We start from the raw sequence: 24,784 nt of genomic DNA, 5'->3' as shown, positions 1-24,784 counted from the left end.
GGCGAGATCGGACTCATCCCGCCCGCCGAGTTCGAGGCCAAACACTGGGCGTCACAACCCGTCGAGCACTACCGTCAGAACCCGGTCCTCACTGAGGCTGGATCCAACTAACCGAGCCTCCACGAAACCCGGGGCGATTCATCACCGGGTGGGTTGATGGGGTTGGACAGTAGTGCGTCTAGGGCTTCGGCGGGGGTGTCCCAGCCGAGTCTCTTGCGGGGTCGGTTGTTCATCTCGTGGGCGACTTGGTCGAGGAAGCCGGGGCCCCAGAAGGACAGGTTGGTGCCTTTGGGGAAGTACTGGCGTAGGAGTCCGTTGGTGTTCTCGTTGGAGCCGCGTTGCCACGGTGAGGCGGGGTCGGCGAAGTAGATGTCCAGGCCGGTCGCGGCGGCGATCTGGACGTGGTTGGCCATCTCGCTGCCGCGGTCCCAGGTCAGGGTCTGGCGCAGGGTTTCGGGCAGCTTGGCCATCTCGCGACACATGGCTTCTTGGACGGTTTCGGCGGTGTGGTCGCCGTCGAGGTGGAGCAGGATCAGGTAGCCGGTGGCGCGTTCGACCAGGGTTCCGATCGCGGAGGTGTTGCCGGCGCCGAGGATGAGGTCGCCTTCCCAGTGGCCGGGCACGGCACGGTCCTCGACCTCGGGTGGGCGTTGGCTGATGGAGACGATGTCGCGCAGGTTCCCGGTCCGGGCGTTGCGGGCGGCGCGTTGGGCACGGGGTTTGCGCATCGCGCGTCCGGTGCGCAGACAGTTCGCTAGCTCGCGGCGCAGCGCGCCGCGTCCTTGGACGTAGAGGGCCTGGTAGATCGTCTCGTGGGACACGTGCATCTCCGGGTCGTCGGGGAAGTCGCGGCGGAGCCGATGCGCGATCTGTTCGGGGCTCTGATTCTTGCTCAGCCGTGCCTGGACCTCGTCGTGGAGTGGGGTGCCTTCGGCGAGCTTGACCGGCCCGGGCGGGTGCGCGTCGCGGTGACGGGCATCGGCGGCCGCTTGCGCTGTCGTGGCTCGGTACCGGCCACCGGTGGTGTTGCGTCGACGTTCGCGCCAGATCGTGGTCCGGTCGAAGCCCAGCACCGTGGCGATCTCGGCATCGCTGCGCCTCTGGTGCAGCAACAAGGCGATCTCTTCGCGATCAGCCAGGCTCAACCGACGCCCCCGGGGACGCGGTGGGTCGGCCGGGTTCTCACGATCGGTCCGTCGCGGCATCACACCACCCGATGCTGCGAACCAGCGGTAGCCCACGGCCCGCGACACGCCAGCAGCTACCGCAGCATCCTCAGTCGTGAGCCCAGCAGCGACGTGCCGCCAGAACGCCTTTCGGACCTCACAAGCAATGGCAGGACGAGCCATCGAAGAACACCTCGATCAGATCAAGGGTGTTGCACTCAGGCTTGAACCCGCGCCGCAATCCTAGTCCGAATGACCTCAGCCGGGCGGGTGACAGCATCCGGCGGAGCCTAGGTTGGCGTGCTGCCGGAGTCTCAGGCGGCAAGTTAGAGGGTGACGCGGTAGCCGAGGACTCGAGCTGTGGCCGAGTCGGTCGCGGAGAAGGTCCCCACGACCCTTCGGAAGATCAGCACGAAGCGGCTACTGCCGGCCGCAGCGGGCGGCGGGCGATGAAGGCTCGGACCGCAACTTCCGGCGACTGGTCGCGGATGCGAAGCGCTCGTGGCGTCAGGGCCAGGCCCGCGCGAGTGGCCGTCGTCCCGCGGTGTGGTCGCCGGCCGAGGTGCTGGCGATCGACTGGGCCGAGCAGTTTATCGCGGGTCGGAAGGTCCAAGTGTTCTACGTGGTGCTGGCGTGGTCGCGGTGCAGGTTCGCCCAGGCGGCAGCATCGAGGCTCACCCCCGACGTCATTCGCGCGGGTGAGCCGCTGGGACTCGTGACGCACCTAGCGTCTGATGATCCCATCCCAACCGAGGAGCGAAAGTCGTGCTTCCACCGTCCGAGGGCTTTCAGACCGATCGTTCGACCGGCTCCCTAGTCGCCGAGTACGACGGGGTGATCTGCGATCTCGACGGCGTCGTCTACCGAGGAGACGCTGCCGTGCCCGGTGCGGTCGCGACCCTGCGCGACGTCCTTGCCAGCGGCGTTGGGGTCGTCTTCGCGACGAACAACGCGTCGCGTTCGCCGGAGGAGGTCTCCAGGCACTTGCGCGAAATAGGCGTGGAAGATCCCGGCTGGTCGGTGGTGACCAGCTCCCAGTCTGCTGCGGCGTATTTGGCGAAGCGGCTTCCGCCTGGCGCGTCCGTGCTGGCTGTTGGCGGACCTGGAGTCTCGGAGGCGCTCGCAGAGGCGGGGCTGGGCCCGGTCCGCGTCCCGGACGTGGCCGACACCACGGTTGTGGCGATCGTCCAGGGTCTGGGGATGGAGGTCACCTGGCGCGAGCTAGCCGCGGTCGGCAACCTTGTCCGGCGCGGTGTGCCTTGGGTAGCCACCAACCGCGACCTGACCTTCCCGACTGCGGACGGCCCGGCGCCCGGCAATGGCGCTCTTGTGGCCGCGGTCCGGACCGCCACGACAGTGGACCCACACGTCACCGGCAAGCCGGGTCCAGCGTTGTTCGACCTGGCTCGTGCCAGGCTCGATACGAGGCACGACGCCACCCTCGTGTGCGGAGACCGCCTCGATACCGACATCGCAGGGGCCAACGCTGCACGCCTCGACTCGCTGTTCGTTCTGTCCGGAGCCTCACGCCTGCAGGAACTCGCGTTCGCTCCTGACTGCCAGCGGCCGACGTACGTCGCACGCGACCTTACCGGACTGCTCAAGTCTCCCCTGCGCCTGCGCCAGACGCCGGGCGACTTGGTCGAAATCTCGCCTGACGGTTTCGTGTACGTTCGAGAAGGCGACAGCGGACGCGACCTGTTGCAGGCCGTGGTCACGACGGCCTGGGCGGCACTCGACGACGGCCACACGATCTCTTCCAACGCTGCGATGTGGCGAGGACTGGAGCGTCAGCTCGGCGTCGACAGCGCCCCCATCACTCTTGCGTGAGGCTTGGCATGTCGAAGCCTGTGCCAGGCCGGCGAGTCGCACCCGTAACCTCGTACTCCACGAATCTCGTGCGGAGAGCCGTCGACGACTGGCCGTGGAGCCACCCGCGGACCGCCTGCGCAGCCGGCCCCGTGCCTGGAGGTCGTCCAGGTCACGGAAAGTCGGGGGGAAATCGTCCGCACTCTGCCCGGACTTCCGAAGATGATGGGCACACGATCGGCTGAATTGGGGCGCTGACCTGCGCAAACGCGGTTCAGGCGTGGCGGGGTCGTGTTACTACAACAAGCCGCTTGTGTGGCGGCGCTGGGTTCAGCGCGCTCAGCCGGGTGCGGGCACGGTGAAGTCGAAGAACCGGGGCGGTTCGGGTAGGTCGAGGGCCTCGAGGATCTGCTTCTGCCTGGGCGTGGTGGTCGAGCGTTGCGCGACCTGGCCGTCGGGGGTGGCCAGGGTGACCAGGTGCATTCGGTCGAGCTCGTGGGCGATGTTGCGCCAGGTGTCGCCGGTGGTGTTCTCGACGACCCGGATCAGCAGCAGCGCGAGCCAGCACAGTTGCACGTGGGCGCGGATGCGGTCCTCGCGGTAGTGGAAGACTGGACGCAGTCCCAGGCTGGACTTCATGTCGAGCCAACCGCGCTCGACAGCAAGGAGTGATGGCAGGTCTGTTTGGACGTTCGCCTTCTCCACCGCCCAGTTAACCGAGTTCGCGAGGCGCGGGCCAGAGAGGGCCGAGCCAAGCTGGGGCCCCTAGGCTGTAGCCATGATGACCTCGCGCGGCCCGTTGCGCTTGGTCCTTGTCGACGACCACGAGATGGTCCTGCAGGGTCTCGCTGCGATGCTGACCCACTTCGAGGAGCAGGTCTTCGTTGTCGGCAGCGTGCGAACGGCGGGCGACGCTATGCGGGTGATCGCCACGGAGCGGCCCGACATCGCCGTGTGTGATGTCCGGATCGGCCGGGAGAGCGGACTCGACCTCTGCCGGCGCATCGCCGCCGAGCACCCGGGGGTCCGGGTCGTGATGCTGACCGTCTACGACGACGAGCACTATCTCTTCAAGGCCCTGCGGGCGGGGGCGTCCGGTTACCTCCTCAAGCGGATCGGCGGCCGAGAACTGGTCGACCATTTGGTTCGAGTGGCGGCGGGGGCGACAGCCATCGACGCCGCTCTCGCGGGCCGGGTCGCGCTCTCGGCGGCCAGGCTGAGCTCAGGCGAGTTCTGGCCGGGTGCCCACCTCGGGCTCACGCAGCGCGAGTCGGAGGTCCTGGAGCTCCTGGTGGCAGGCCACTCCAACCGCGGCGTGGCGAGCACCCTCGTCGTAAGCGAGGACACCGTCAAAACGCACATCCGCGGCCTCTACCGCAAGCTTGGTGTGTCCGATCGAAGCGACGCGACGGCCGTGGCCCTGCGTGAGGGGCTGTTCCGGTGACCATCAAGCAGCTGGGCCTCAGCGCCGCCGCTGTGGCCGGACAAGTCCGGATCACGCGATACTGCGGCAGCCCGGGCGCAGTTGGACAACAAGGACCTCTGGGCGAGGGTGACGTTGGCGTGTGAGCCACCCCAGATCGCGAGGACCTCGCTGACCAGTGCATGGCCGAAGGAGAACGTAACATCCCATGGCCGGCCGTTCACGGCGCGCAACGCGGCGAGGTAGGCGCAGGCGGCATCGGCCGGATGGCCGCCGGACAGGAAGGCGATGCCGGGCACCTCGCTCGGCACGGTCTCACGCAGCACGTCGAACGTCTCGGTGGCCACGGTCGTGGCCGACAACGGCTGGCTGGCGAGGCCGGGCGTGACGAAGTTGGGCTTGAGCACCACGCCCGCGAGGTCCACGCCCTGCACGGCCAGGGCATCGAAGAGTGTCGTGAGTGCCAGCCGCGTCAGCTGTCTGCACGCGTCCAGGTTGTGCGCGCCCGCGGCCAGCACCTCGGGCTCCACGATCGGCACGATGTCGGCGTCCTGGCACCATCGTGCGTACACCGCCATGCGATGTGCGTTCTCGCGGATAACCGCCCTGTCCGGGGTGGCGACATCGAAGACCGCTCGCCATTGGGCGAAGGCGGCCCCGCGGGTGGCGTAGGACTCGAGCCGAGCCTGGAGACCCTCGAGCCCCTCGGTCACCAGTGCGCCCTGGGGCACCACTGGGCTCGGAAGTGGCCCCGTGTCCATCTTGATCCCGACGAGGATGCCGCGGGCGGCAGCCGCCTCCGGGAATTGTTCGCCGGTGGTGAGCGCCTGGCCGAACGTCTCGTCGCACACGATGATGCCGCTGACCGTCGTCCGGAGACCGGGAGCTGTCAGAAGAAGTTGGCGGTAGTCGCGTCGTACGCGCGTGCTGGGCTCGATGCTCTCGTCGACGAACCGCCCGGACACGGTTGAGATCGACTCGTCGGCCGACAGGATCCCGCGGCCATCGCCCATCAGGCGTCGGGCGATGTGGGCGGTCCGGGCTGGCGCATACAGAGCGCGCGGGCGCTTCGTGCTCATGGAGATCGGCGGCTCCCTCCTTCTTCGGGCGATACCTGTTAGAGCGTGCCAATTCCCGCCATGTGCGGACTCACCCCCGTGGGCGATCAGGGGTGTGAAGTGCCGCAGCCTCCTCGACGCGCTCGTCGGCGAGGTGTCGGAGCGCCGTCAGGCCAGTGTCCCAACCAGCGCCGGGTCGAAGCGGGCGCGGATCCGGGCGGAAGCGGCCGTGGCGGCGACGATCATGTCGGCGTCGGCCACGTTGCCGGAGCGAATCTGGACCGCCCCGGAGTCGGGGCCGTCACGGTGAGCCATGATCCAGTCGAACAGCAACCAGTCGAGCGCGCCACTCGCCCGCATAGGCTCTGCCGCCGGGTCGGTCTCGGCCTCCGTGACCCGAGCAAGCGCCTCTCGGTGCTCGGTCAGGGTCGCGTCTTTGTCGACACCTGAGGCGTCGAACATCAGCATCGACAGCGTCGCGGGGAGCCGCAGACCGCCGTCGGTGACGACCAGCCAGCGGGCTCCCGGCCACGCCGCCTCGGGGGTGACCCAGTGCAGGCCCGCCCGCCCTCCTATCACGCCCAGACCGGGCTCGTCGAGCTCACCCTCGAAGGGTGGCGCGCCCATCATCGAGACGGCCTCGCGGGTCCGGATGCTCATCAACGCAGCCGTGCCGATGATCTGCCCCGCGCGCACCGATCCCGGGCGTTCGGTTGCTGCGAGGGCATCGGCGTACTCCCAGCACAGCCGGTCCAGGGTTGCGTAGACACCGACCAGGTCCTCGCGTTCGGAGGCAGTCGGGCGCCGACCGCCGCCGAGGACCTCGCCGTACGTTCCGGCGACCTCGATCAGCACGTCGTCGAGAGCCTCGAGATGGGTCGGCAGCCAGCGTTCCGGCTCGGCTCCCGGCAGGGCGATGACCTGGCGCAGCCGCAGCGCTCGTCCTTCGGGCGAGAGCCAGGTGAAACCGATGTGGTCGTCGGTGGCGTCGATCCGGGGCAGCATCAGGCCGGGACCAACGCATCCTGGAGCTGCTCATGCCAGGCCTGAAGCCCTTCGCCCGTGCGGGCACTGAGTTCGAAGACCACCGCCTTGGGGTTGACCTGGGCGAGGTTTCGCCTGAACAGGTCAAGGTCGAAGTCGAGGTGCGGGAGTAGATCGAGCTTGTTGACCAACACGATGTCGCAGGCGCGGAACATGACGGGATACTTCAGTGGCTTCTCCTCTCCCTCGGTGATGGAATAGACCATTGCGGAGGTGTGTGCGCCGACATCGAACTCGGCCGGGCAGACGAGGTTGCCGACGTTCTCGACGATGACGACGTCGAGCGCGGCCAGGTCGAGTCCGCCCACGGCCTTACGTACCATGGGTGCGTCGAGGTGGCACTCGCCGCCGAAGCCGTCCCCGGTGTTGAGGAGGACGACCTGGGCGCCGTATCCCGCCAACCGGTCGGCGTCGATCGAGGTCTCGATGTCGCCTTCGATGACCCCGGCCCGTATCCCACGCTCCTGGAGGTGGGCCAGGGTGCGCTCGAGCAGCGTGGTCTTGCCCGCGCCCGGTGATGACATCAGGTTGAGGCAGTGCACACCGTGCTCGGCGAAGGCCGCACGGTTGGCGTCGGCGGCGGCGTCGTTCTCGCTGAAGATCCGCTCCAGGACATTGATACGCTCGGCGCCGGTCTCGTAGCCGGAGTGGTCGCCGACGTCCTCGTGGGGTTGGCCCCGCGGATGCTCCTCGTGCCTATGGTCGTGCTCGGTGCCGTCGTCATGCCGGTGGAATCGGCCCATGGTCGTTCTCCTCGCTGGGTGGGCTGGTGACTCGTGCGGGCGCCAGGTCGAGGGACGTCACCATGAACTCCTCGCCGCTGATTGGGTGCGTGTCGGCCCCGCCGCAGGCGCCACAGATGAGGACCAGGGCGTGCTGCACCGTGGTCTCCACTCCGCACCTGTGGCAGGAGAGCACCACCGGGATTTGGTCGATCTGAAGTTTGGCGCCCGCCAGCGGGCCGTCGGCGGTGACCAGGTCCCAACAGTAGACGAGGGTTTCCGGGATGACCTGGCGCAACTGCCCGACCTGGAGGTGCACGGCGAGGACCTGCCGCTCCTGACGGGAGCGGTCCACGATCAGGTGGATGCTGCGGCACAGAGAGAGCTCATGCACTGCGCGCCCTCCGAAGTGTCGTCGAGGGCGATTCGCCGAACCGGTTGCGATAGAAGCCGGAGAAGCTACCCAGGTGCTGGAATCCCCATCGGGTGGCGGCATCAGTCACCGTGAGGCCCTCTCGCGGCGTCGCCGCGAGCAGGTCTCGCCGTACGGCGTCGAGTCGGCGATCGCGGATGAACGTGATCGGAGTGGTGCCGAGATCCTCACGAAACCCGGCCTGGATCGAGCGGGGGCTCATCTGGGCATAGCGGGCAATGTCGCTGAGCGAGATGGGCTCGGCTAGGTGCAGTTCGATGAACTCGATGGAGCGCGTCACGGCCGGCTTCCCCGACGCGCCTGGCCTTGCCCTGAGTGCGTGGCTGTAGTTGTTCTCATGCACAAGGAGCAGGGTGGAGATCACCAACTCCTCGAGCTGCGCGGCGCCGATGCCCTGCTGGATCAACGAGGAGGGGGACATCACCTCGTTGGAGAATATTTGCAGGGAGCCGTGCCAGCGAGCGGCCTCGTCGGTGGTCAGGTCGCCGACCGGCGTGAACGACAGTGGTTCACGGAGCTGGCGACCGAGCAGTCGGGACAGTTGCCGCTCGACGGCCTCGCGCTCGATGCGGACGATGTTCTGTGGCGAGTCCCGGTCCATGCTCAACGTATAGGTAGTGCGGGGTGAGATCGCCAGGGCAAAGAACGGCGTGAGGTGGTGATCGGTGCCGTTGATGTGGGCGGTGCCGTGCCCCGCGCTTGTCATGTGCACCGTGTAGCAGTCGCCCGACGAGGCGACCTGGACCGTGGTCGCAGCGGAGTAGTCCAAGTAGGCCATCGACACATCGAGCAACTGCACAGCATGCAGTCGGCAGTGGAAGTCAGCCAGCTGGGCCTTCACAGGGATGACCTGGCACTGTCCGAGCAGCTGGCTCGTCACGTCCTGGGCCAGGTCCCGGTCGTCGCTGTCGATGACCGGATGCTCCTGCAAAGCATTGGGCACACCCCGCGGCCGGATGCGACGGCGCACGGGTTCGCGCGTGCGGTCCACATTCATGAACCTCAGGCGTGACAGGCGCTCCATGGGATCCCTTCCGATGTGCCTACTATCGGGTGATTGCGTCATTCCATCAAGAATCATTCGCAATCCTGATAGTCCCTGCGCCTCCACGATAGTCACTCCATGTGACGGTAGTTACATTCACAGTTCCCAGAGCGCGATCGCCAGGAGGTCCTGAATGACGTTGTCACCACCACGAGAACGCGCCACGGACGCAGTCCTGGACAAGCTCCAGGAGCCACGGATCGCCGCCGCCGTGGCCAATCTGCTCGACCACGCAGACCTGGTCGCCGTGCTACTGGAGGGCCTCGACCAGTTCGTCGCACGCAGCGACACGGTCGGCGAGAGCCTCTTCGCGAGCGTCGCTGAGCTCCGCAATACCGTCAACGGCAACACCACGCTCTCGTCGACGCTGGGCGCGATCGACGTGCAGGGCATGGTCGACAGCGCCAAGCGCCTTGCAGCCTCCGACGTGGTCAGTCCGCAGGCGTTGGACTCGGTGGCCACGGTGGCGCGCGGCCTCGTGGCCGGCGGCCAGCAGTTCAAGGAATCGCCGGTCGAGGTCACCGGTCTGTTGAGCCTCGCGCGGCTGCTGAAGGATCCCGACATCCGACGCGCCCTCAGCTACGGCGCCACCGTCGCGAGGTCTATCGGCCAGGAGCTTCAGGTAGCGCCCTCGGCCCCAACCCACCGTTCAGAGGATTAGGAAGGTCATCAGATGTCGTCAGTGCTGTGGTTTCAGGCGGGCGCGTGTTCGGGCAACACGATGTCGTTTCTCAATGCCGAGGAGCCCAATGTCGTCGACCTGATCGTCGACTTCGGCCTCGAACTCTTGTGGCACCCCAGCCTCGGGATGGAGCTGGGCGAGAACGCCACGAAGATCTTCAATGACTGTGCTTCCGGTGCGCGGCCCCTCGACATCTTCGTGCTCGAGGGCACCGTCATCCAGGGCCCGGACGGTTCCGGGCGGATGGACATGTTCGCGGACCGACCCATGATCGAGTGGGTCACCGAACTGTGTGAAGCCGCCAGCATCGTCGTCGCGATCGGCGACTGCGCCTGCTGGGGTGGCGTCCCGGCGATGGAGCCCAACCCGAGCGACTCGACTGGGCTGCAGTTCCACAAGCGCGAGCGAGGCGGTTTCCTCGGGCCCGACTGGCGCAGCAAGTCCGGTCTTCCCGTGATCAACATCCCTGGTTGCCCGGCCCACCCCGACTGGATCACCCAGATCCTGGTCGCACTCGCCACTGGTCGCGCCGGCGACATCGCGCTGGACGACCTGCACCGCCCGCAGACGTTCTTCAAGACCTTCACTCAGACGGGATGCACGCGCGTCCAGTTCTTCGAGTACAAGCAGTCCACGACGAGCTTCGGGGAAGGCACCCGCACGGGCTGTCTATTCTATGAGTTCGGTTGCCGCGGCCCGATGACACACAGCCCCTGCAATCGCATCCTGTGGAATCGACAGAGCTCCAAGACACGCGCCGGCATGCCATGCCTGGGCTGTACCGAACCGGAGTTCCCCTTCTTCGACCTCGCCAAGGGAACCGTCTTCAAGACCCAGAAGGTCTCCGGCACGATTCCCAAGGAAGTCCCCGAAGGCGCCGACCACATCACCTACATGGCACACGCCGCCGCCGCCAGGATCGCCGCTCCGCAGTGGTCCAAGGAGGACATGTTCGTCGTCTGACGAACATGTCGGAACAGGAACGAGGAACCCATGACTGCAGTTGAAGTTGACAACCCGGGCGCCGGCGCCGACTCCATTGACCTCTTCGTGAGCCCGATGGGCCGTGTTGAGGGCGACCTGGACGTTCGCGTCACGATCGAGGACGGCGTGGTTACCTCCGCGTGGACCGAGGCCGCGATGTTTCGCGGCTTCGAGATCATCCTGCGCGGCAAGGACCCACAGGCCGGACTGATCGTGACGCCGCGCATCTGCGGCATCTGTGGCGGCTCCCACCTCTACAAGGCCTGCTACGCGCTTGACACGGCATGGGCAACCCACGTTCCGCAGAACGCGACGTTGATCCGCAATATCGCGCAGGCCTGCGAGACCCTCCAATCGATCCCGCGCTACTTCTACGCGCTTTTCGCGGTCGACCTGGTCAACAAGAACTACGCCAACTCGCCGCTCTACGATGAAGCCGTACGTCGCTTCGCACCTTACGTCGGGACGTCCTACCAGAAGGGTGTCGTCCTTTCCGGCAAGCCGGTCGAGGTCTATGCAATCTTCGGTGGTCAATGGCCGCACAGCTCGTTCATGGTCCCGGGCGGCGTGATGAGTGCGCCCAACCTTTCCGATGTCACGCGCGCCACCGCGATCCTCCACCACTGGAAAGACAACTGGCTTGAGAAGGAGTGGCTCGGCTGCTCGGTCGAACGCTGGATGGAGGTCAAGACCTGGGAGGACATGCAGGCCTGGGTCGAGGAGAACGAGTCGCAGTACAACTCCGATTGCGGCTTCTTCATCCGCTTTGCCCTTGACGTGGGCCTGGACAAGTACGGCGCCGGTGTCGGCAACTACATCTCCACCGGGACCTACCTCGAGCCGTCGATGTATGAGAACCCCACGATTGACGCCCGCAATGATGCCCTGAAAGGCCGTTCGGGCATCTACGCGGACGGCCGGTGGCATGACTTCGACCACCTGCGGGTCTCCGAGGACGTCACCCACGCCTTCTTCACCGGCGACCGCCCCTTGCACCCGTGGGAGGGCGAGACCAATCCCATCGACCCTCTTCAGGGCCGCAAGGACGGCAAGTACTCCTGGGCCAAGTCGCCGCGCTACGACGTTCCGGACCTCGGCCGGATCCCGCTCGAGGCCGGTCCGCTGGCTCGGAGGATCGCGGCCGGTGCCCCGAACGCGGCCGCACACCAAGATGACGACCCGTTGTTCGTGGACATGATGGAGAAGCTCGGTCCGTCGGTGTTCACCCGCCAGATGGCGCGCATGCACGAGGCCCCGAAGTACCTCAGTTGGGTGATGGAGTGGCTCAGCGAGATCGACCTGCACGGCTCATTCTACACCAAGCCCGAGGAGCGTTCCTCGGGCAAGGGCTTCGGCGCCACCGAGGCGGCTCGCGGCGCGCTGGCGGACTGGATCGTGATCGAGGACGGCAAGATCGCGAACTACCAGGTCGTCACCCCGACGGCTTGGAACATCGGGCCACGAGACTCCGAGGGGACGCTTGGACCGATCGAGGCCGCTCTGGTCGGCACGCCGGTCAAGGACATGACAGACCCCGTGGAGCTGGGTCACGTCGCCCGTTCCTTCGATTCCTGCTTGGTTTGCACTGTGCACGCCTATGACGGCAAGACCGGCAAGGAACTGAACCGGTTCGTGATCAATGGCATGGTCTGAGACGGGTCCCGGCGCCGGGAGGACCCACTCGGCGCCGGCTCCCCACACCCTCCTCGACGACGGGTTTCCGCCCGAGGCCTGCGAGCTGCTCGTCATCGGCTGCGGAAATATTCTGCGCGGGGACGATGCCGTCGGTCCGGTGCTGATTCGTACCCTCTTCACTCGGGGCGTGCCGGACGGCGTGCGTCTCGTCGACGGTGGGACGTCGGGCATGGATGTAGCGTTCGGCATGCGTGGCGCTAAGCGTGTCGTGATCGTGGACGCCGCGGCGACCGGCTCCGAGCCCGGTACCGTTTTTAAGGTGCCGGCGGCCGAGATTGAGGAGCTGCCACCGATTGACGGTCTGCACACGCACAACTTCCGGTGGGACCATGCGCTGTCGTTCTCCGAGTGGTTGCTTGGTCCTGAGCGTCCTACCGACATCACCGTCTTCCTCGTCGAGGTGGCAGAGATCGAGTTCGGCGCCACGATGACCTCGCAGGTCGAGGCGTCGATGCAGCATGTGGCGGATCTCATCGAGAGCGACTTCTACCCTGTGTCCCCGGAATCGAGCGTGGAAATCACCGAGGCGGGCTATCTGCACCTGGGGGCCGAGCTCGCCAGCCTTCGCTTCCCGGCCGACGTGTGTGTCGCGCGTTGCAGCGACGGTAGCCTCGAACTGCTGCCCCTTAACGATGCAGCCAATGGCGGGTTGGTGCTGCGCCAGCGCAACGCGGCCGGCGAGCGGACGGTGCTGATCCACGAAGTGCTCGGCTTCGAGCCGGTTGCCGGTCGTTTCCCGGCCAGTTGGGACGAGGAGGAGGGCACCTTGAAGGTCAGGTTGGTGGGTGAGTGCCCGGGCAGGGGGGGAGTTCATCATGGCAGTCGAGGTGACGGCCGAGGTCGTCGAGGAGCGGGGCCAGTGGACGGTCTACCTGCTGGTGCTCACCGACCAGGGACTCGAGCGACGAGCCGTCTCGACCCACAGATCGCCGGCCCTCGCGAAACTGGCGGCCGACGTGATTCGCCGAACAACAGCGCGGCGCCGGGCGCCGGTGGAGGACAACGATGACAGGCACGGCTGACACGGCGACGGTCTGGGGTCTGGGCGCCTTTGCCTTTCCCCAGGGCCTGCTGCTGGTCGAGGGGTACGCCGACGTGCGGGCGGACCTCGCGGCGGGAGTCCTGCCCACAGTCTGGCCCAAGGAGCTCCGAACCCACGAACTGGCACATACCGGGGAGCCGGTCGCCGCCTCGGACGTCTGTTGGGGCGACGACCCCATCAGCGCCTACAACCGCTGGGTGCTCGATCCCGAGTCGGCCGACCCGGCCGTTATCCGCGCCGGTCTTCCCCCCGAGCTGGCCCCCTTGGTCGACGTGGTCGCTTACACGACCGGTCAAGGTGAGCTGCCGGCCTTTCCGCCTGCGGTGGCCGCCGATGAGGTCAAGGCGCTCGTGTGGGCAGCTCTGGCCACTGAGCATTTGGAGGCCGGCAACGGCCGTACCGCCCTCGACCTGCTCGACCGGGCCGCACAGGCTGCTGCTCCGGCTGCGGCACTCGCGGGAGTCCTGCGCGGGCACCACGGCACGCTGCTGCGCGAGGCCGGGCACCGTGAGGAGGCCCGAGCCGCACTGACCGAGGCGACCGCGCTCCTCGACGGCAGCAGCGACCTACGCGAGTCGCGCGCCGAGCTCCTGCACCACCTCGGCAGCCTGTCCCACGAGGACGCCGCCAGCGGCCGGGGCGACCCGCGGACCCTGCTCCACGAGGCGATGCGCTGCTACTACGACGCGCTCCAGCTCGTGACCGAGGAGTCCTCCCCCCAATTGTGGGCCGGCCTGCAGCTCGACCTGGCCACCGCCCACCTGGCGACCCCGATGACCACGGCTTCGGACCAGCTGCGACTCGGTGTCGCGACCCAGGCACTGCGCGCGTGTCGTCGGGTGTTCACCTCCGATGCAGCGCCAGAGTTGTGGTCGACGGCGACCCTCAACCTCGCCAACGCGCTGGTCTACACCCCGTCCACCCACCAAGGCGACAACCTCGTCGAGGCGGTCGAGCTCTACGAGGAGATCCTGGCGAGCGGCATCCGCCAGTCGGACCCCTCGGCCCTTGCCCGGCTGCTCGCCAACCAGGGAAACGTGCTGGCTCACTTGGGCATCTTCGACCAGGCCAAGGCGAAACTGGTCGAAGCTCGCTACCTCTTTGAGACCCAGCTCGACCACGCTTCGGCGCTGGCCGTCCGCGGTGTGCTCGACGAAATCGCGAGGTCTGGGGTCGAGGACCCCGACGATTCTCTCACGGACATGGCCCGGCGGGCCGAGCAGCTCGGCCGGATGCCGCAGCCGGAGACGTTCACCTCGGGCATGGGGGTCCGCGCGCAGGCCGCGGCGCTGGGCGTCGACGCGGTGACACCGCCGAAGCCCAAGGTCACCGTGCTTCGCCCTGGTCAGGACCGGCCATGAGCACCCAGGCACAGCCGGTCCACGATGTCGCCGATCGATCGATCGAGCAGCTTGCGGCCGCGCTCGACGAGGCGATGGGCGGGCTGTCCGGCCTCGAGCCGGACTCGCGCGCCGTCATCACAGACGCCCTGGACGCGCTCAACGCCCTGCACAAGCAGGCGTTGACCACGGTCGTACGTCGGCTGCGGGACGACCCGCGCGGCAAGGAGCTGCTCTTCGAGCTGGTGGACGAGCCTGACGTCTTGATGGCCCTCACCATGCACGGGATCGTCCGACCTGACGCGATGACCCAGGCTCGCCGGGTGCTCGACTCGGTCCGCCCCGGCCTGGCGTCCCACGGGGGAGGCGTCGAGCTCGACCGGATCGAGGGGAGCACGGCGTTCGTGAAGCTCCAGGGTGCCTGCAACGGCTGCTCGATGGCATCGGTCACGATGCGCAACGGGGTCGAGGCCGCACTGGTCGAGGGCGTACCCGGTCTCACCTCGGTCGAGGTGCTGCCGAACGACCCGTCGCCGACCTTGATCCCCTTGAGTTCGATCACGGTGGGCTCACCCGACCAAGCTGCCGAGGACCTCGCCCGGGCCGAGCGTGCGCTCGAGGAAGCTGGCTGGTCATCAGCGGTTGCCGTCGGGACCGTCGGTGTCGGCGAGGTCTGTGCGGTGACCCTGACTCCGCGCGACGCACCCTCACTCGAGGTGATCGTGGTCAACGCCGCCGGGCAGATGTCGGCCTTCGTCAACGAGTGCGCCCACCTGGGGCGCCGTCTCGACGACGCGATGGTCGATGCACAACAGGGCACGATCACGTGCGCGGGTCACGGTTTCTGTTACGACTCCACGAATGGCGAGTGCATGTCGATGCCCGGCGCGCAGCTCCAGCAACTGCCCCTGCGTCTCGAGCACGGCCGGATCTGGGTCCGCGCTAGTGGCGACCTCGGGGACTGACGCGTGAGGGTTCAGGTGATCGCCACCGGCTCGGTTCACACCGGAGTGCTGCCGGGGCACGGGCTGCCCGGTCTTGACGCCGCCGCGCCCGCCTCGTACGGCGGATGGCGGCCGCGCGCAATCCTGGGCGCCGACTCCCCGGGCGGTCTGCAACTACCGGCTGCGGCACCGGTGGCTGGCCAGCTCTACGCACCCCGAGCGGCGTGGACCGACGGGCAGATCGTGGTCGCTGCTGACACCGGCAACCATCGTGTGATGATCTGGCACGGCGTTCCCACCACCGACGGGCTACCGGCAGATGTCGTTCTGGGCCAACCCGACGAGCACACCGAGGGCCCGGCCGCGAGCGGCCTCGGCCCAGCCGTCGGGATGCATCTGCCCACTGGGGTGCTGGTCCACGGGGGCCGCCTGGTCGTCGCGGACGCGTGGCACCACCGCATCCTGGTGTGGGACACGGTCCCGACCGTGACCGGGACGCCGCCCGACCGCGTGCTCGGACAGGTTGACGCCCACCACGTCGAAGCCAACCGTGGTGGCGAGGCGGACGCAGCGTCGTTCTACTGGCCGTTCGGGATCGCGGTCATCGACGGCCGCTTCTACGTCGCCGACACCGGCAACCGCCGAGTCCTGGTGTGGCGCGATGGCATCCCCACCACGGACCGGCCCGCGGACGTGGTCCTGGGACAGCCCGGACCCGCCGACCGCGAGGAGAACCGTGGCGGTGAAGCACGCGCAGACTCCTTCCGCTGGCCCCACGACGTCGCCGGCGCGAAGGGCGGGATCGTCGTCGCCGACGCCGGCAACCACCGCCTGCTGCGCTGGGCTCGGCACCCGGAGACTGACTGCCCCGCCGATGCCGTCCTCGGCCAGCCCAACATGACCGCCTCCATGGAGTTCCCGTACATCTCGCAGGCGGGGCGCTTCCGATTCCCCTACGCCGTCTCCACGGTCCCGGGTGGCGCGATGGCGGTCGCGGACACGGCCAACAACCGGGTGCTGATCTACGCCTCGGTCGAGGCCAGCCACGACGACGCGCCTGATGCCGTGCTGGGGCAACCGACCTTCGCCGCCAACGGGGAGAACCGCTGGGCGCAGGTCGCTACCGACACGCTGTGCTGGCCGTACGGCGTGCACTGGCACCCGGGCGGCGGGGATGCTCCAGACCTGCTGCTGGTCGCCGACAGCGGCAACAACCGCATCGCCATCTGGGAGCGGCCATGACGTCTCTGAGCAGCTGGACCGAGACGAATGTTAGGCAACGGGTGGTGGTCCGCGGCGTCGTCCAGGGCGTCGGCTTCCGCCCGCACGTCGCCCGGCTCGCCGAGCAGCTCGGCCTAGTCGGACACTGCCGCAACGACGCGACCAGCGTCAGCATCGAGGTCGAGGGACCCCGCGAGCGGGTCGAGGACTTCCTGATCCAGCTCATCGGCCAGGCGCCGCCGATGGCGCGCATCGCCTCGGTCGACGCAGCACCCGTGAGTCCCACCGGCGAGGTCGGCTTCACCATCGAGACCTCCTCGGCCTCGGTCGGCGCCCGCACACTGGTCGCGCCGGACGCGGCGGTCTGCGACGACTGCCTGAGCGAGCTGGTCGACCCCGGGGATCGCCGGCACCGGCACCCCTTCATCACCTGCACCAACTGTGGTCCGCGCTTCACGATCACCCGCGACCTGCCCTACGACCGGCCACAGACCTCGATGGCACCGTTCCCGCTGTGCGCACAGTGCGCTGGGGAGTACGCCGATCCGCGGGACCGCCGCCACCATGCCCAGCCCATCGGCTGCCACGACTGCGGCCCGCGGCTCGTCCTGCGCTCGCCCGACGGCACAGAGCTGGCCACCGACACCGAAGGAGCGCTGCGCGCCGCCGTGGCGGCCCTTCGCGGCGGGGCGATCGTGGCCATCAAGGGGATCGGCGGCTATCACCTCGCCTGCGACGCCACCTCCTGCACCGCCGTCGAGGTGCTCCGGGGCCGCAAGCACCGCCCCGACCAGCCCTTCGCGCTGATGGCCCGCGACCTCGAGACCGCGGCCACCCTGGTCGACGTCCGTGGCGGCGAGGCTCTCCTGACGTCAGCGGCACGCCCAATCGTCCTGCTGCCCGCCCATCCCGCAGCGCCGGTGGCCGACTGTGTGGCGCCCGGATACGACGAGCTCGGCGTGATGCTGCCCTACACCCCGTTGCACCACCTGCTCTTCGCCGATCTGCCTGAGGGAGCGCCCGGCGCGCCGAGCGTGCTGGTCATGACGTCGGGCAACGCCTCCGGCGAGCCGATCGCCTTCACCGATGCCGACGCGCTCGATCGCCTCGCCGGGATCGCCGACCTGTTCCTCACCCACAACCGGGAGATCGTGGTGCCCTGCGAGGACTCCGTCGTCGCGGTGGGCCCTCGCGGCCCGGTGCCGGTTCGACGTTCGCGCGGCTACGCTCCCTTGCCGGTGGCACTGCCCGGCGATGCGGTCGTGCTGGCCGCCGGGGCCGAGATCAAGAACACGTTCGCCCTGACGCGCGACGGCCAGGCCTTCCTCTCCGCACACGTGGGCGACCTCGGCTCGCTCGAGGCCCAACGCGTCCATGACGCGGCGACGGCAACGATGCTGCGCTTCCACCGGGCCACCCCCGAGGCCGTCGCCGTCGACCCGCACCCGGCCTACGCCTCGTCGGCCTGGGGACGACGCCGGGCCGAGGAGCTCGACGTTCCGGTTGTCGAGGTCCAGCACCACCACGCGCACCTCGCCGCGCTGGCGGCCGAACACGGCCGTCTGGACCACACGATTCTTGGCGTCGTCTTTGACGGCACCGGCTACGGCTGCGACCACACTGTGTGGGGTGGTGAGTTCCTCGTCCTCGGTCATTCCGGCGCGTCCGCTGAGCGGGTCGGCCACCTCGGCGCCGTACGCCTCCCCGGCGGGGACGCTGGCGTCCGCAACCCCCTCCGCACGGCCGCTCTTGCAGTCCTCGCCGCAGGCGGGTCGCTCGACGACCTCCCCCTCGAGCTCACCCCGGAGGAGCGACAGGTCCTGCCCGGCCTCCTTGAGCACGGCACCGGTTGGGTTACCACCAGCTCGGTAGGCCGGCTCTTCGACGTTGCGGCGGCGCTGCTGGGCATCCGCGGCCGAGTCACCTATGAGGCACAGGCCGCGATCGAGCTCGAAATGGCCGCCCGCGTCACTCAGCGGAACTCCGCGGGTGACGAGCCGGTGGCCCCGGCGTGGCTGCCAGTGCGTAACCCGGCCGGCGGGATCCCCTTCCTCGATCCCGAACCGCTGGTACGGGCGTTGTGTCGGCCCGATGCTCGCGTCGACGTCGGCCGCTCGGCGCTGCTGTTCCACCACGCGCTCGCCGACGCGACCGTCACTCTCGCCAGCGTCCAGGCGGCCGCCGCCGGGACCGAGACGATCGGACTCACCGGAGGCGTGTTCTGCAACCGACTGCTCGCCGACGCCGTCACGCGACGCCTCGAGGCCTCCGGCTTCGAGGTCCTCACGCACCGCGAAGTGCCACCCAACGACGGTGGCCTGGCGCTCGGCCAGGCCGCGGTGGCCACCGCGATGCTGGCCGGGACACCGACGACCAGGCCGATCTTGAAGACCTCGACTATCGCGATGAAGGAGCAGATCTGATGTGCCTCGGAGTGCCCGGCCAGATCCGGGAACGGTGGACCGACCCACAGGGCGCGTTGCTCGCCCGTGCCGACTTCGTCGGAGAGGAGCGAGTGATCCGGCTCAACTACCTGCCTGAGCTCGCCGTCGGCGACTGGACCATCGTGCATGCTGGCTTCGCGCTCACCCGGCTCGACGAGGCAGAGGCCCGCAAGACTGTCGCGGTGATGCGCGAGGTCGGACTGCTGGAGGGAACGGCATGACTGTGCAGACCGTGCGTGACCAGATCGCCGACGAGCTGATCGGCGCCGACCTCTCCCAGGACCTCGCCCAGGCCTCGTTGTCGCTGGCCCGGGCCTTCCACCGTGGCGCCACCTTGTGGGTGGTCAGCCCGCAGTGGGAGCCACACGCCCACCACGTCGCCGTGGAGTTCGTGCACCCGGTGATCATGGGCAAGCGTGCGCTGCCGTCGGTGGCCCTCGTGGGCGCTGACCCGGTGGCGCAGACCCGAGTCGCCGTGCGGGCCGGCGACGTCGTGATCGCGGTGGCGGCCGCCGATGACCCCACCGCACTTAGCCTTATGCAGCGGGCGCCCGCGTGGGGGGTCTCCACGATCTGGGTCGGCTTCGGCCAGCGACCACCGGACGGCGCCGCAGACCACGTGCTCTGGGTTGCCTCCGACGATCCGATGGTCCCGGCGACGGGCCGCTTCGTGCTGATGTACCACCTGCTCTGGGAACTCACCCACGTCTGCTTCGAGCACCCGGGACTGCTCACCGCCGAGGACGAGGAGTGCACCGAGGAGGTCTGCGTGACCTGCTCGGACGAGGGCCGGCTCGCCGAGGTCCTCGAGGCGCCCTCCGAGCCGACAGAGCCCGCCGCCGTACGTACTGCCACCGGTGAGGAGGACGTCGACGTGAGCCTGGTTGGCGACGTCGCTCCGGGCGATCTGATCCTCATCCATGCCGGCATGGCCCTGACCAAGGTGGAGCCTTCATGACGGACGACAGCACCGGCTTCCTCTATCCCTTCATCGAGGCCGACGAGAATGATCCGCAGGCCCTGCTCGCCGACCTCGCTTCCTCGGCGCGCGACAAGGCGGCGATCTCCCGTGACTTGCAACGATCCTCCCTCGCGCGGATGGAGCCCGACATCGTGGCCGCGGGTCGGGCGATGGGAGAGCGGTTCATCGCCGGCGGTCGGCTCTACACGTTCGGCAACGGCGGTTCCTCGACTGATGCCGCGACCCTAGCGGGTCTCTTCTGCAACCCGCCTGCCGGGCGACCGGTGGCGGCGTGGTCGCTCACAGACGATCAGGCGGTCGTCACCGCCCTGGGCAACGACGTCGGCTTCGAGCTGATCTTCAGCCGGCAGATCATCGCCCATTCCACCCCCGGCGACGTCGCGATCGCCCTGTCCACGAGCGGCAACTCCGACGACCTGCTCCGCGGTCTGGCAGAGGCCCGCAAACTCGGCCTGCTGACGATCGGCTTCGCCGGGTACGACGGCGGGCAGATGCAGGCCAGTGACGAACTCGACTACTGCTTCACCGTCGACTCCCAATCCATCCACCGGATCCAGGAGTCGCACGCGATGATCGGCCACCGGCTGTGGTCCGTTGCGCAGGAGACCATGCGGGAGTGGCGCGCCGTGCGCCGTTCGGCGCCAGCCGCTGCCGCGGAACCGCCTACTCGAGAAGAGGTCAGCCGATGACGGTCACACCACGCGCCCAGACGCCGCGTGAGCTGCAGGTGCTCTCCCGGATCGAGGCCTTCCGGCAACGTCGGCCCCGGTTGCTCGAGGACGTCATCACGCTGGCCCACGGCGCCGGCGGCAAGTCGTCGGCGGCGCTGACCGACGCCGTCTTCCTGGAAGCCTTCGGCAACCCCACCCTCGCCGCCCTCGGCGACTCGGCCGGACTAACCCTGCCGAGTGGTGAACGTCTCGCCTTCTCCACCGACTCCTACGTGGTCCAGCCGATCCAGTTCCCCGGCGGGTCCATCGGCCACCTCGCCGTGCACGGCACGGTCAACGATCTGGCAGTCTCGGGCGCGAATCCGAAGTGGCTCTCGGCCGGCTTCGTGATCGAGGAGGGACTGTCCATCGAGGTGCTGCGCGAGATCGTCGCCGACATGACCGAGGCAGCGGCACTTGCCGGCGTCGAGATCGTGACTGGTGACACCAAGGTGGTACCCAGGGGCGCCGCCGACCGCCTCTTCATCAACACCGCCGGCATCGGCATCGTCCCGGCCGATCGAGTGCTCGGACCCGAGCGCGTCGCGCCCACCGACCGAGTCCTGGTCTCCGGCACGATGGGCGACCACGGGATGGCGGTGATGCTCGCGCGCGGCGAGCTCAACATCGAGGCCGACATCTCCTCCGACACCGCGGCCCTCGGCGGCATCGTGAGCGAACTGCTCGCGGCCGCACCGGGCACTCGCTGGATGCGCGACGCCACCCGCGGTGGGGTCGGCACAGTGCTCAACGAGTTGGCGAAGTCCGCCAACGTCGGGGTGATCATCGAAGAGGCGCGGCTCCCGGTCCGACCAATCGTCAACGGCGCGTGTGACCTGCTCGGCATCGATCCGCTCTATGTCGCCAACGAAGGAAAGTTCGTCGCGGTGGTGCCAGTCGAGGAGTCGGCGGCCGCGCTGGCGGCCCTTCGTGCGCACCCGCTGGGTCATGACGCCGACATCATCGCGGAGGTGGTGGCCGATCCCCCGGGGATCGTGGCGCTGCGCACCCCGTTCGGCGGAAGCCGAATCGTCGACATGCTCGTCGGCGACCCGTTGCCCCGAATCTGTTGACCCCTAGCTGATGCCCCCCATTGTTGATCGAGAGGAAGAGCCATGTGTCTGGGAATCCCGGGACAGGTCGTCGAGACGGTCGACGCGGAGAACTACCTGGCAAAGGTCGACGTGTCGGGAGTACGGCGAACCATCAGCGTCCGACTGCTGGCCGACACCGGCCTCAAGGACGGCGACTGGGTGCTGGTGCACGTCGGGTTCGCCATGGCCAGGATCGACGAGGAAGAAGCGGCGATCACCCTCGCGCAGCTCCAGAAGATGGGCAGCGAGTACGACAACGAACTGGAGCAGTTCAGCTCCACGAGCCTGTAGGAGACGCGAGATGAAGTTCGTCGACGAGTTCCGAGACCCGGCCGCTGCGCGCGCTCTGGTCAAAAAGATCACCCAGCTGGCCACCGAGGACGAATACAAGTTCATGGAGGTGTGTGGCGGACACACCCACACCATCTATCGACACGGCCTCGAGCACATCCTTCCGGACAACATCGAACTGGTGCACGGGCCCGGCTGCCCGGTCTGTGTCATCCCGATGGGACGCATCGACGATGCGATCTGGCTCGCCCAGCAAGAAGGTGTCATCTTCACGACCTTCGGCGACATGATGCGTGTGCCCGGGTCGACGGGCTCCTTGCTCGACGCCAAGGCGCGCGGCGCGGACTGTCGCTTCGTCTATTCCCCGCTCGACGCGCTGAAGATCGCGATGGAGAACCCGACCAAGCACGTCGTGTTCTTCGCCGTCGGGTTCGAGACGACGGCGCCCTCCACCGCGGTCACCCTGGTGCGCGCGAAGCAGTTGGGAGTCACCAACTTCTCCGTGTTCGCCAACCACGTCACGATCGTCCCGCCGATCAAGGCCATCCTCGATTCGCCCGACCTGCGGCTCTCCGGCTTCCTCGGGCCCGGTCACGTCTCCACCGTGGTCGGCACCAGGCCCTACCGGTTCGTCAACGAGGTCTACGGCAAGCCGATGGTGGTAGCCGGCTTCGAACCACTCGACATCCTTCAGTCGGTCCACATGTTGCTCAAGCAGATGGACGAGGGCCGATGCGAGGTCGAGAACCAGTACTCCCGCATCGTCCGAGCCGAGGGCAATCCGCAGGCACTCAAGCTGCTCGGCGAGACCATGGAGCTGCGTCCCCACTTCGAGTGGCGTGGTCTCGGCTTCATCTCGCAAAGCGCCCTCAAGGTCCACCGCGACTACGCCGACTGGGACGCCGAGGAGCGATTCTCGATGCCGGGCATCCGAGTCGCGGACCCCAAGGCCTGCCAGTGCGGGGAAGTCCTCAAGGGCGTCATCAAGCCATGGGAGTGCAAGGTCTTCGGCACCGCGTGCACCCCCGAGACCCCGATCGGGACCTGCATGGTCTCGCCGGAGGGCGCCTGCGCGGCGTACTACAACTTCGGCCGACTGCACCGCGACACGGCCATCATGGTGGGTGAGCGCGCCGAGCTGTGAGCGAGACCTCCGACCACGACGTCGAAGGCGAGCGGCTGTTCGCCCGCTACGCGCACGCGCCCAACGCCCTGGGCTACTGCGGTCCCTCGGCCGCGGCCGTCCTCCAGCGCTCGGCCTGCGGCCGGCCGGTCGAGCCAGGTGGGGTACGGCGCGCGGCCAAGCAGTTCTCGGGGGTCTGGCCCTACCAGGTGCTGATCGGCGAGTTCGTGGGTCTCGACCCGCTCTCCGAGGCGGTCGGCCGGGCCTACTGGACCGGGTCGGACCTCACCGACCAGGTGGACGACCAGCGTCTCGGTGAGCTGTTGATCGACCGGTTCGCCGCACAGGCGGGGCACTACTGGTCCCATCTGCGTGCCGAGCTGTTGCCGGAAGTGCGGCCCACTCACGCCTTCCACGTCCTCGGCGTATATCCGTGGACGCGGCTGCTCTCAACCGGACTGCCTGAGCCGCTGCACATCCTGGACTCATGCCGGATCCGCGCCGGTCGCGTGCTGGACGTCGACCACGACTCGATGCTGGTGGAGGTCGACACCTTGCACCACGACGGGCTGCTGCGGATCGGCGAGCCGCGTCACGAACGCGTGGCGCGGCGTACCGCAGACGGCGCGATGGCCGAGTTCACCGAGGACGACTGGGCGGCGATCCACTGGTCGTTCGCGTGCGACCGGCTGACGTCGGCGCAGGCCGAAACCCTGCTGGCCAGGTCGGCGGAGCAGGTGGTCCTCACCAACACGCGGCTGGCGCAACAGGGGGGCTGACGGGCCGTCGGCAGTCGGTGTCCTAGCGGCCCTCGACGGTGTCCCAGATGGCGTCGGTGCGGGACGTCACCGCGCGCGCCAGGGCGCCGAGTCGCCCCTGGTGGGGCAGGTGGGGGTGCGGGCGGGTGGGTGAGTGGGCCTCGACCCGGAGGAGTCGCTGGCCGATGCGCACCAGGCCGGCGTGGTCGTGGTGTTTACGCAGCTGGGTCAGGGCCTGCTGCTCGAGGTCGAGGAGGGTGGCGACCTGTTCCTCGACCTCGGCCACCAGGGCAGGGAACGAACACTTGCTCATGCTGGAATTGCCGTAGAGCCGGGCCTTGATCCACCACGTGCTCTGCTCGACGTCGCGGCACAGGGTGCGCAGCGCTTGGGCCAGGTCGGCCTCGCCGACGGAACGGACCTCGTCGACGGCCACGGCGCGCACGGCGTTGACGTGGCGCGTGAGTTCGATGAGCATCGCGTCGGCGCGGTGTTGGACGTCGCGGGCCTGACGCGGCCAGGTCATGACATGGACGTCCTCGAAACGCTGCGCCAGGCGCTCATGGGCGACCCGGATGATCTCCTGGATCGGTTGCTCGTGGGTCGCCAGGTCGGGGTCGAGGCCGCTGGGTGTCGTGGTGCTCGGGGCCATGGTTGTTCGTCTCCTTCGACGAGGGAACAAGTGCCTGGCTCCACCATCGACCGGCCCGCGCCGGAGTGGATCACCCTGCCGGGGGAGCGGGTGGGTGAGGTCTCCAGACTTCGGGGCCCACG

General features: G+C 68.2%; 25 protein-coding genes. 17 read left to right on the top strand and 8 right to left on the bottom strand.

The annotated features are described in order from the left end of the window. Window positions 1–107 precede the first annotated feature (107 nt). Window positions 108–1,205: an IS30 family transposase gene (locus Q8P38_05780; GenBank protein ID MDP4014109.1), complete on the bottom strand. Its 1,098-nt coding sequence runs from the start codon at window positions 1,203–1,205 to the stop codon at window positions 108–110. Between the two features lie 726 nt (window positions 1,206–1,931). On the opposite strand from Q8P38_05780, the gene Q8P38_05775 reads away from it, so the two are divergent. Then, complete coding sequence (locus tag Q8P38_05775) at window positions 1,932–2,996, top strand: HAD-IIA family hydrolase (GenBank protein ID MDP4014108.1); 1,065 nt, start codon at window positions 1,932–1,934, stop codon at window positions 2,994–2,996. 318 nt (window positions 2,997–3,314) lie between these two features. Here the strand turns inward: Q8P38_05775 and Q8P38_05770 are convergent, their stop codons facing one another. Continuing rightward, complete coding sequence (locus Q8P38_05770; protein MDP4014107.1) at window positions 3,315–3,614, bottom strand: hypothetical protein; 300 nt, start codon at window positions 3,612–3,614, stop codon at window positions 3,315–3,317. A gap of 139 nt (window positions 3,615–3,753) precedes the next feature. Between Q8P38_05770 and Q8P38_05765 the strand changes: the two genes are divergently transcribed. Further along, window positions 3,754–4,419, top strand: a complete 666-nt coding sequence (locus Q8P38_05765; protein ID MDP4014106.1) for a response regulator transcription factor — start codon at window positions 3,754–3,756, stop codon at window positions 4,417–4,419. Here the strand turns inward: Q8P38_05765 and Q8P38_05760 are convergent. From Q8P38_05760 to Q8P38_05740, 5 genes are all read right to left on the bottom strand, one after another. Next, on the bottom strand, window positions 4,347–5,477 hold the full coding sequence (locus Q8P38_05760; GenBank protein MDP4014105.1) for a class I fructose-bisphosphate aldolase: 1,131 nt from the start codon (window positions 5,475–5,477) through the stop codon (window positions 4,347–4,349). The genes Q8P38_05765 and Q8P38_05760 overlap by 73 nt on opposite strands. A 147-nt stretch (window positions 5,478–5,624) precedes the next feature. Beyond that, window positions 5,625–6,461, bottom strand: a complete 837-nt coding sequence (locus tag Q8P38_05755; protein ID MDP4014104.1) for a hypothetical protein — start codon at window positions 6,459–6,461, stop codon at window positions 5,625–5,627. After that, window positions 6,461–7,243, bottom strand: a complete 783-nt coding sequence (hypB, locus tag Q8P38_05750; protein ID MDP4014103.1) for a hydrogenase nickel incorporation protein HypB — start codon at window positions 7,241–7,243, stop codon at window positions 6,461–6,463. Before hypB ends, Q8P38_05755 begins: the two co-directional genes overlap by 1 nt. Next, on the bottom strand, window positions 7,221–7,616 hold the full coding sequence (locus Q8P38_05745) for a hydrogenase maturation nickel metallochaperone HypA (protein ID MDP4014102.1): 396 nt from the start codon (window positions 7,614–7,616) through the stop codon (window positions 7,221–7,223). Before Q8P38_05745 ends, hypB begins: the two co-directional genes overlap by 23 nt. Next, the gene (locus Q8P38_05740) at window positions 7,609–8,736 is read right to left on the bottom strand and encodes an AraC family transcriptional regulator (GenBank protein MDP4014101.1); all 1,128 of its coding nucleotides are present in this window, start codon (window positions 8,734–8,736) and stop codon (window positions 7,609–7,611) included. Before Q8P38_05740 ends, Q8P38_05745 begins: the two co-directional genes overlap by 8 nt. A gap of 97 nt (window positions 8,737–8,833) precedes the next feature. Here Q8P38_05740 and Q8P38_05735 point away from each other — a divergent pair, with 97 nt between their 5' ends. Genes Q8P38_05735 through Q8P38_05665 form a run of 15 tightly spaced genes read left to right on the top strand, consistent with a single transcriptional unit; the run spans window position 8,834 to window position 24,031 of the window. Then, a complete protein-coding gene (locus Q8P38_05735; GenBank protein MDP4014100.1) occupies window positions 8,834–9,361 on the top strand; it encodes a DUF1641 domain-containing protein in 528 nt (175 codons plus the stop codon). Window positions 9,362–9,373: 12 nt separating this feature from the next. Further along, window positions 9,374–10,345 (top strand): hypothetical protein, encoded by a 972-nt coding sequence (locus tag Q8P38_05730; GenBank protein MDP4014099.1) that lies wholly within the window; start codon window positions 9,374–9,376, stop codon window positions 10,343–10,345. A 30-nt stretch (window positions 10,346–10,375) separates the two neighbouring features. Further along, window positions 10,376–12,019 (top strand): nickel-dependent hydrogenase large subunit, encoded by a 1,644-nt coding sequence (locus Q8P38_05725; GenBank protein ID MDP4014098.1) that lies wholly within the window; start codon window positions 10,376–10,378, stop codon window positions 12,017–12,019. After that, on the top strand, window positions 12,006–13,070 hold the full coding sequence (locus Q8P38_05720) for a hydrogenase maturation protease (GenBank protein ID MDP4014097.1): 1,065 nt from the start codon (window positions 12,006–12,008) through the stop codon (window positions 13,068–13,070). The genes Q8P38_05725 and Q8P38_05720 overlap by 14 nt, the downstream gene beginning before the upstream one ends. After that, the gene (locus tag Q8P38_05715; GenBank protein ID MDP4014096.1) at window positions 13,067–14,464 is read left to right on the top strand and encodes a hypothetical protein; all 1,398 of its coding nucleotides are present in this window, start codon (window positions 13,067–13,069) and stop codon (window positions 14,462–14,464) included. The genes Q8P38_05720 and Q8P38_05715 overlap by 4 nt, the downstream gene beginning before the upstream one ends. After that, a complete protein-coding gene (locus tag Q8P38_05710) occupies window positions 14,461–15,408 on the top strand; it encodes a NifU family protein (protein MDP4014095.1) in 948 nt (315 codons plus the stop codon). Before Q8P38_05715 ends, Q8P38_05710 begins: the two co-directional genes overlap by 4 nt. 3 nt (window positions 15,409–15,411) lie before the next feature. After that, entirely contained in the window at window positions 15,412–16,629 is a 1,218-nt protein-coding gene (locus Q8P38_05705; protein ID MDP4014094.1) for an NHL repeat-containing protein, read from the top strand. Next, window positions 16,626–19,031: a carbamoyltransferase HypF gene (gene hypF / locus Q8P38_05700; protein MDP4014093.1), complete on the top strand. Its 2,406-nt coding sequence runs from the start codon at window positions 16,626–16,628 to the stop codon at window positions 19,029–19,031. The genes Q8P38_05705 and hypF overlap by 4 nt, the downstream gene beginning before the upstream one ends. Continuing rightward, window positions 19,031–19,273, top strand: coding sequence for a HypC/HybG/HupF family hydrogenase formation chaperone (locus Q8P38_05695; GenBank protein MDP4014092.1), 243 nt, complete (start codon window positions 19,031–19,033; stop codon window positions 19,271–19,273). The genes hypF and Q8P38_05695 overlap by 1 nt, the downstream gene beginning before the upstream one ends. Further along, entirely contained in the window at window positions 19,270–20,010 is a 741-nt protein-coding gene (locus Q8P38_05690) for a HypC/HybG/HupF family hydrogenase formation chaperone (protein MDP4014091.1), read from the top strand. Before Q8P38_05695 ends, Q8P38_05690 begins: the two co-directional genes overlap by 4 nt. Continuing rightward, window positions 20,007–20,723, top strand: a complete 717-nt coding sequence (locus Q8P38_05685; GenBank protein MDP4014090.1) for an SIS domain-containing protein — start codon at window positions 20,007–20,009, stop codon at window positions 20,721–20,723. The genes Q8P38_05690 and Q8P38_05685 overlap by 4 nt, the downstream gene beginning before the upstream one ends. Then, window positions 20,720–21,817, top strand: coding sequence for a hydrogenase expression/formation protein HypE (gene hypE, locus Q8P38_05680; GenBank protein ID MDP4014089.1), 1,098 nt, complete (start codon window positions 20,720–20,722; stop codon window positions 21,815–21,817). Before Q8P38_05685 ends, hypE begins: the two co-directional genes overlap by 4 nt. Before the next feature lie 42 nt (window positions 21,818–21,859). Further along, entirely contained in the window at window positions 21,860–22,129 is a 270-nt protein-coding gene (locus Q8P38_05675; GenBank protein ID MDP4014088.1) for a HypC/HybG/HupF family hydrogenase formation chaperone, read from the top strand. A 10-nt stretch (window positions 22,130–22,139) separates the two neighbouring features. Beyond that, window positions 22,140–23,273 carry a hydrogenase formation protein HypD gene (gene hypD / locus Q8P38_05670; GenBank protein MDP4014087.1) on the top strand — a complete coding sequence of 378 codons (1,134 nt, stop codon included), beginning with the start codon at window positions 22,140–22,142 and terminating at the stop codon, window positions 23,271–23,273. Further along, on the top strand, window positions 23,270–24,031 hold the full coding sequence (locus Q8P38_05665) for a DUF6390 family protein (protein ID MDP4014086.1): 762 nt from the start codon (window positions 23,270–23,272) through the stop codon (window positions 24,029–24,031). The genes hypD and Q8P38_05665 overlap by 4 nt, the downstream gene beginning before the upstream one ends. A 22-nt stretch (window positions 24,032–24,053) precedes the next feature. Here Q8P38_05665 and Q8P38_05660 read toward each other — a convergent pair whose 3' ends face one another. Beyond that, complete coding sequence (locus Q8P38_05660; protein ID MDP4014085.1) at window positions 24,054–24,662, bottom strand: hypothetical protein; 609 nt, start codon at window positions 24,660–24,662, stop codon at window positions 24,054–24,056. Between the last annotated feature and the right edge of the window lie 122 nt (window positions 24,663–24,784).

The sequence above is a fragment of the Candidatus Nanopelagicales bacterium genome (genome assembly GCA_030700225.1).
Classification (GTDB): Bacteria; Actinomycetota; Actinomycetes; order S36-B12.
Note: the sequence above shows the minus strand (reverse complement) of the source record. Positions and strands in the feature narration are given on the sequence as shown.

Bases quoted from the DNA above. Each gene is read 5' to 3' on its own strand.
- Q8P38_05780 (MDP4014109.1), bottom strand. From the start codon at position 1,205: ATGCCGCGACGGACCGATCGTGAGAACCCGGCCGACCCACCGCGTCCC.
- Q8P38_05770 (MDP4014107.1), bottom strand. From the start codon at position 3,614: ATGAAGTCCAGCCTGGGACTGCGTCCAGTCTTCCACTACCGCGAGGAC.
- Q8P38_05765 (MDP4014106.1), top strand. From the start codon at position 3,754: ATGATGACCTCGCGCGGCCCGTTGCGCTTGGTCCTTGTCGACGACCAC.
- Q8P38_05760 (MDP4014105.1), bottom strand. From the start codon at position 5,477: ATGAGCACGAAGCGCCCGCGCGCTCTGTATGCGCCAGCCCGGACCGCC.
- Q8P38_05755 (MDP4014104.1), bottom strand. From the start codon at position 6,461: ATGCTGCCCCGGATCGACGCCACCGACGACCACATCGGTTTCACCTGG.
- hypB (MDP4014103.1), bottom strand. From the start codon at position 7,243: ATGGGCCGATTCCACCGGCATGACGACGGCACCGAGCACGACCATAGG.
- Q8P38_05740 (MDP4014101.1), bottom strand. From the start codon at position 8,736: ATGATTCTTGATGGAATGACGCAATCACCCGATAGTAGGCACATCGGA.
- Q8P38_05735 (MDP4014100.1), top strand. From the start codon at position 8,834: ATGACGTTGTCACCACCACGAGAACGCGCCACGGACGCAGTCCTGGAC.
- Q8P38_05730 (MDP4014099.1), top strand. From the start codon at position 9,374: ATGTCGTCAGTGCTGTGGTTTCAGGCGGGCGCGTGTTCGGGCAACACG.
- Q8P38_05725 (MDP4014098.1), top strand. From the start codon at position 10,376: ATGACTGCAGTTGAAGTTGACAACCCGGGCGCCGGCGCCGACTCCATT.
- Q8P38_05720 (MDP4014097.1), top strand. From the start codon at position 12,006: ATGGCATGGTCTGAGACGGGTCCCGGCGCCGGGAGGACCCACTCGGCG.
- Q8P38_05715 (MDP4014096.1), top strand. From the start codon at position 13,067: ATGACAGGCACGGCTGACACGGCGACGGTCTGGGGTCTGGGCGCCTTT.
- Q8P38_05710 (MDP4014095.1), top strand. From the start codon at position 14,461: ATGAGCACCCAGGCACAGCCGGTCCACGATGTCGCCGATCGATCGATC.
- hypF (MDP4014093.1), top strand. From the start codon at position 16,626: ATGACGTCTCTGAGCAGCTGGACCGAGACGAATGTTAGGCAACGGGTG.
- Q8P38_05695 (MDP4014092.1), top strand. From the start codon at position 19,031: ATGTGCCTCGGAGTGCCCGGCCAGATCCGGGAACGGTGGACCGACCCA.
- Q8P38_05690 (MDP4014091.1), top strand. From the start codon at position 19,270: ATGACTGTGCAGACCGTGCGTGACCAGATCGCCGACGAGCTGATCGGC.
- Q8P38_05685 (MDP4014090.1), top strand. From the start codon at position 20,007: ATGACGGACGACAGCACCGGCTTCCTCTATCCCTTCATCGAGGCCGAC.
- hypE (MDP4014089.1), top strand. From the start codon at position 20,720: ATGACGGTCACACCACGCGCCCAGACGCCGCGTGAGCTGCAGGTGCTC.
- Q8P38_05675 (MDP4014088.1), top strand. From the start codon at position 21,860: ATGTGTCTGGGAATCCCGGGACAGGTCGTCGAGACGGTCGACGCGGAG.
- hypD (MDP4014087.1), top strand. From the start codon at position 22,140: ATGAAGTTCGTCGACGAGTTCCGAGACCCGGCCGCTGCGCGCGCTCTG.
- Q8P38_05660 (MDP4014085.1), bottom strand. From the start codon at position 24,662: ATGGCCCCGAGCACCACGACACCCAGCGGCCTCGACCCCGACCTGGCG.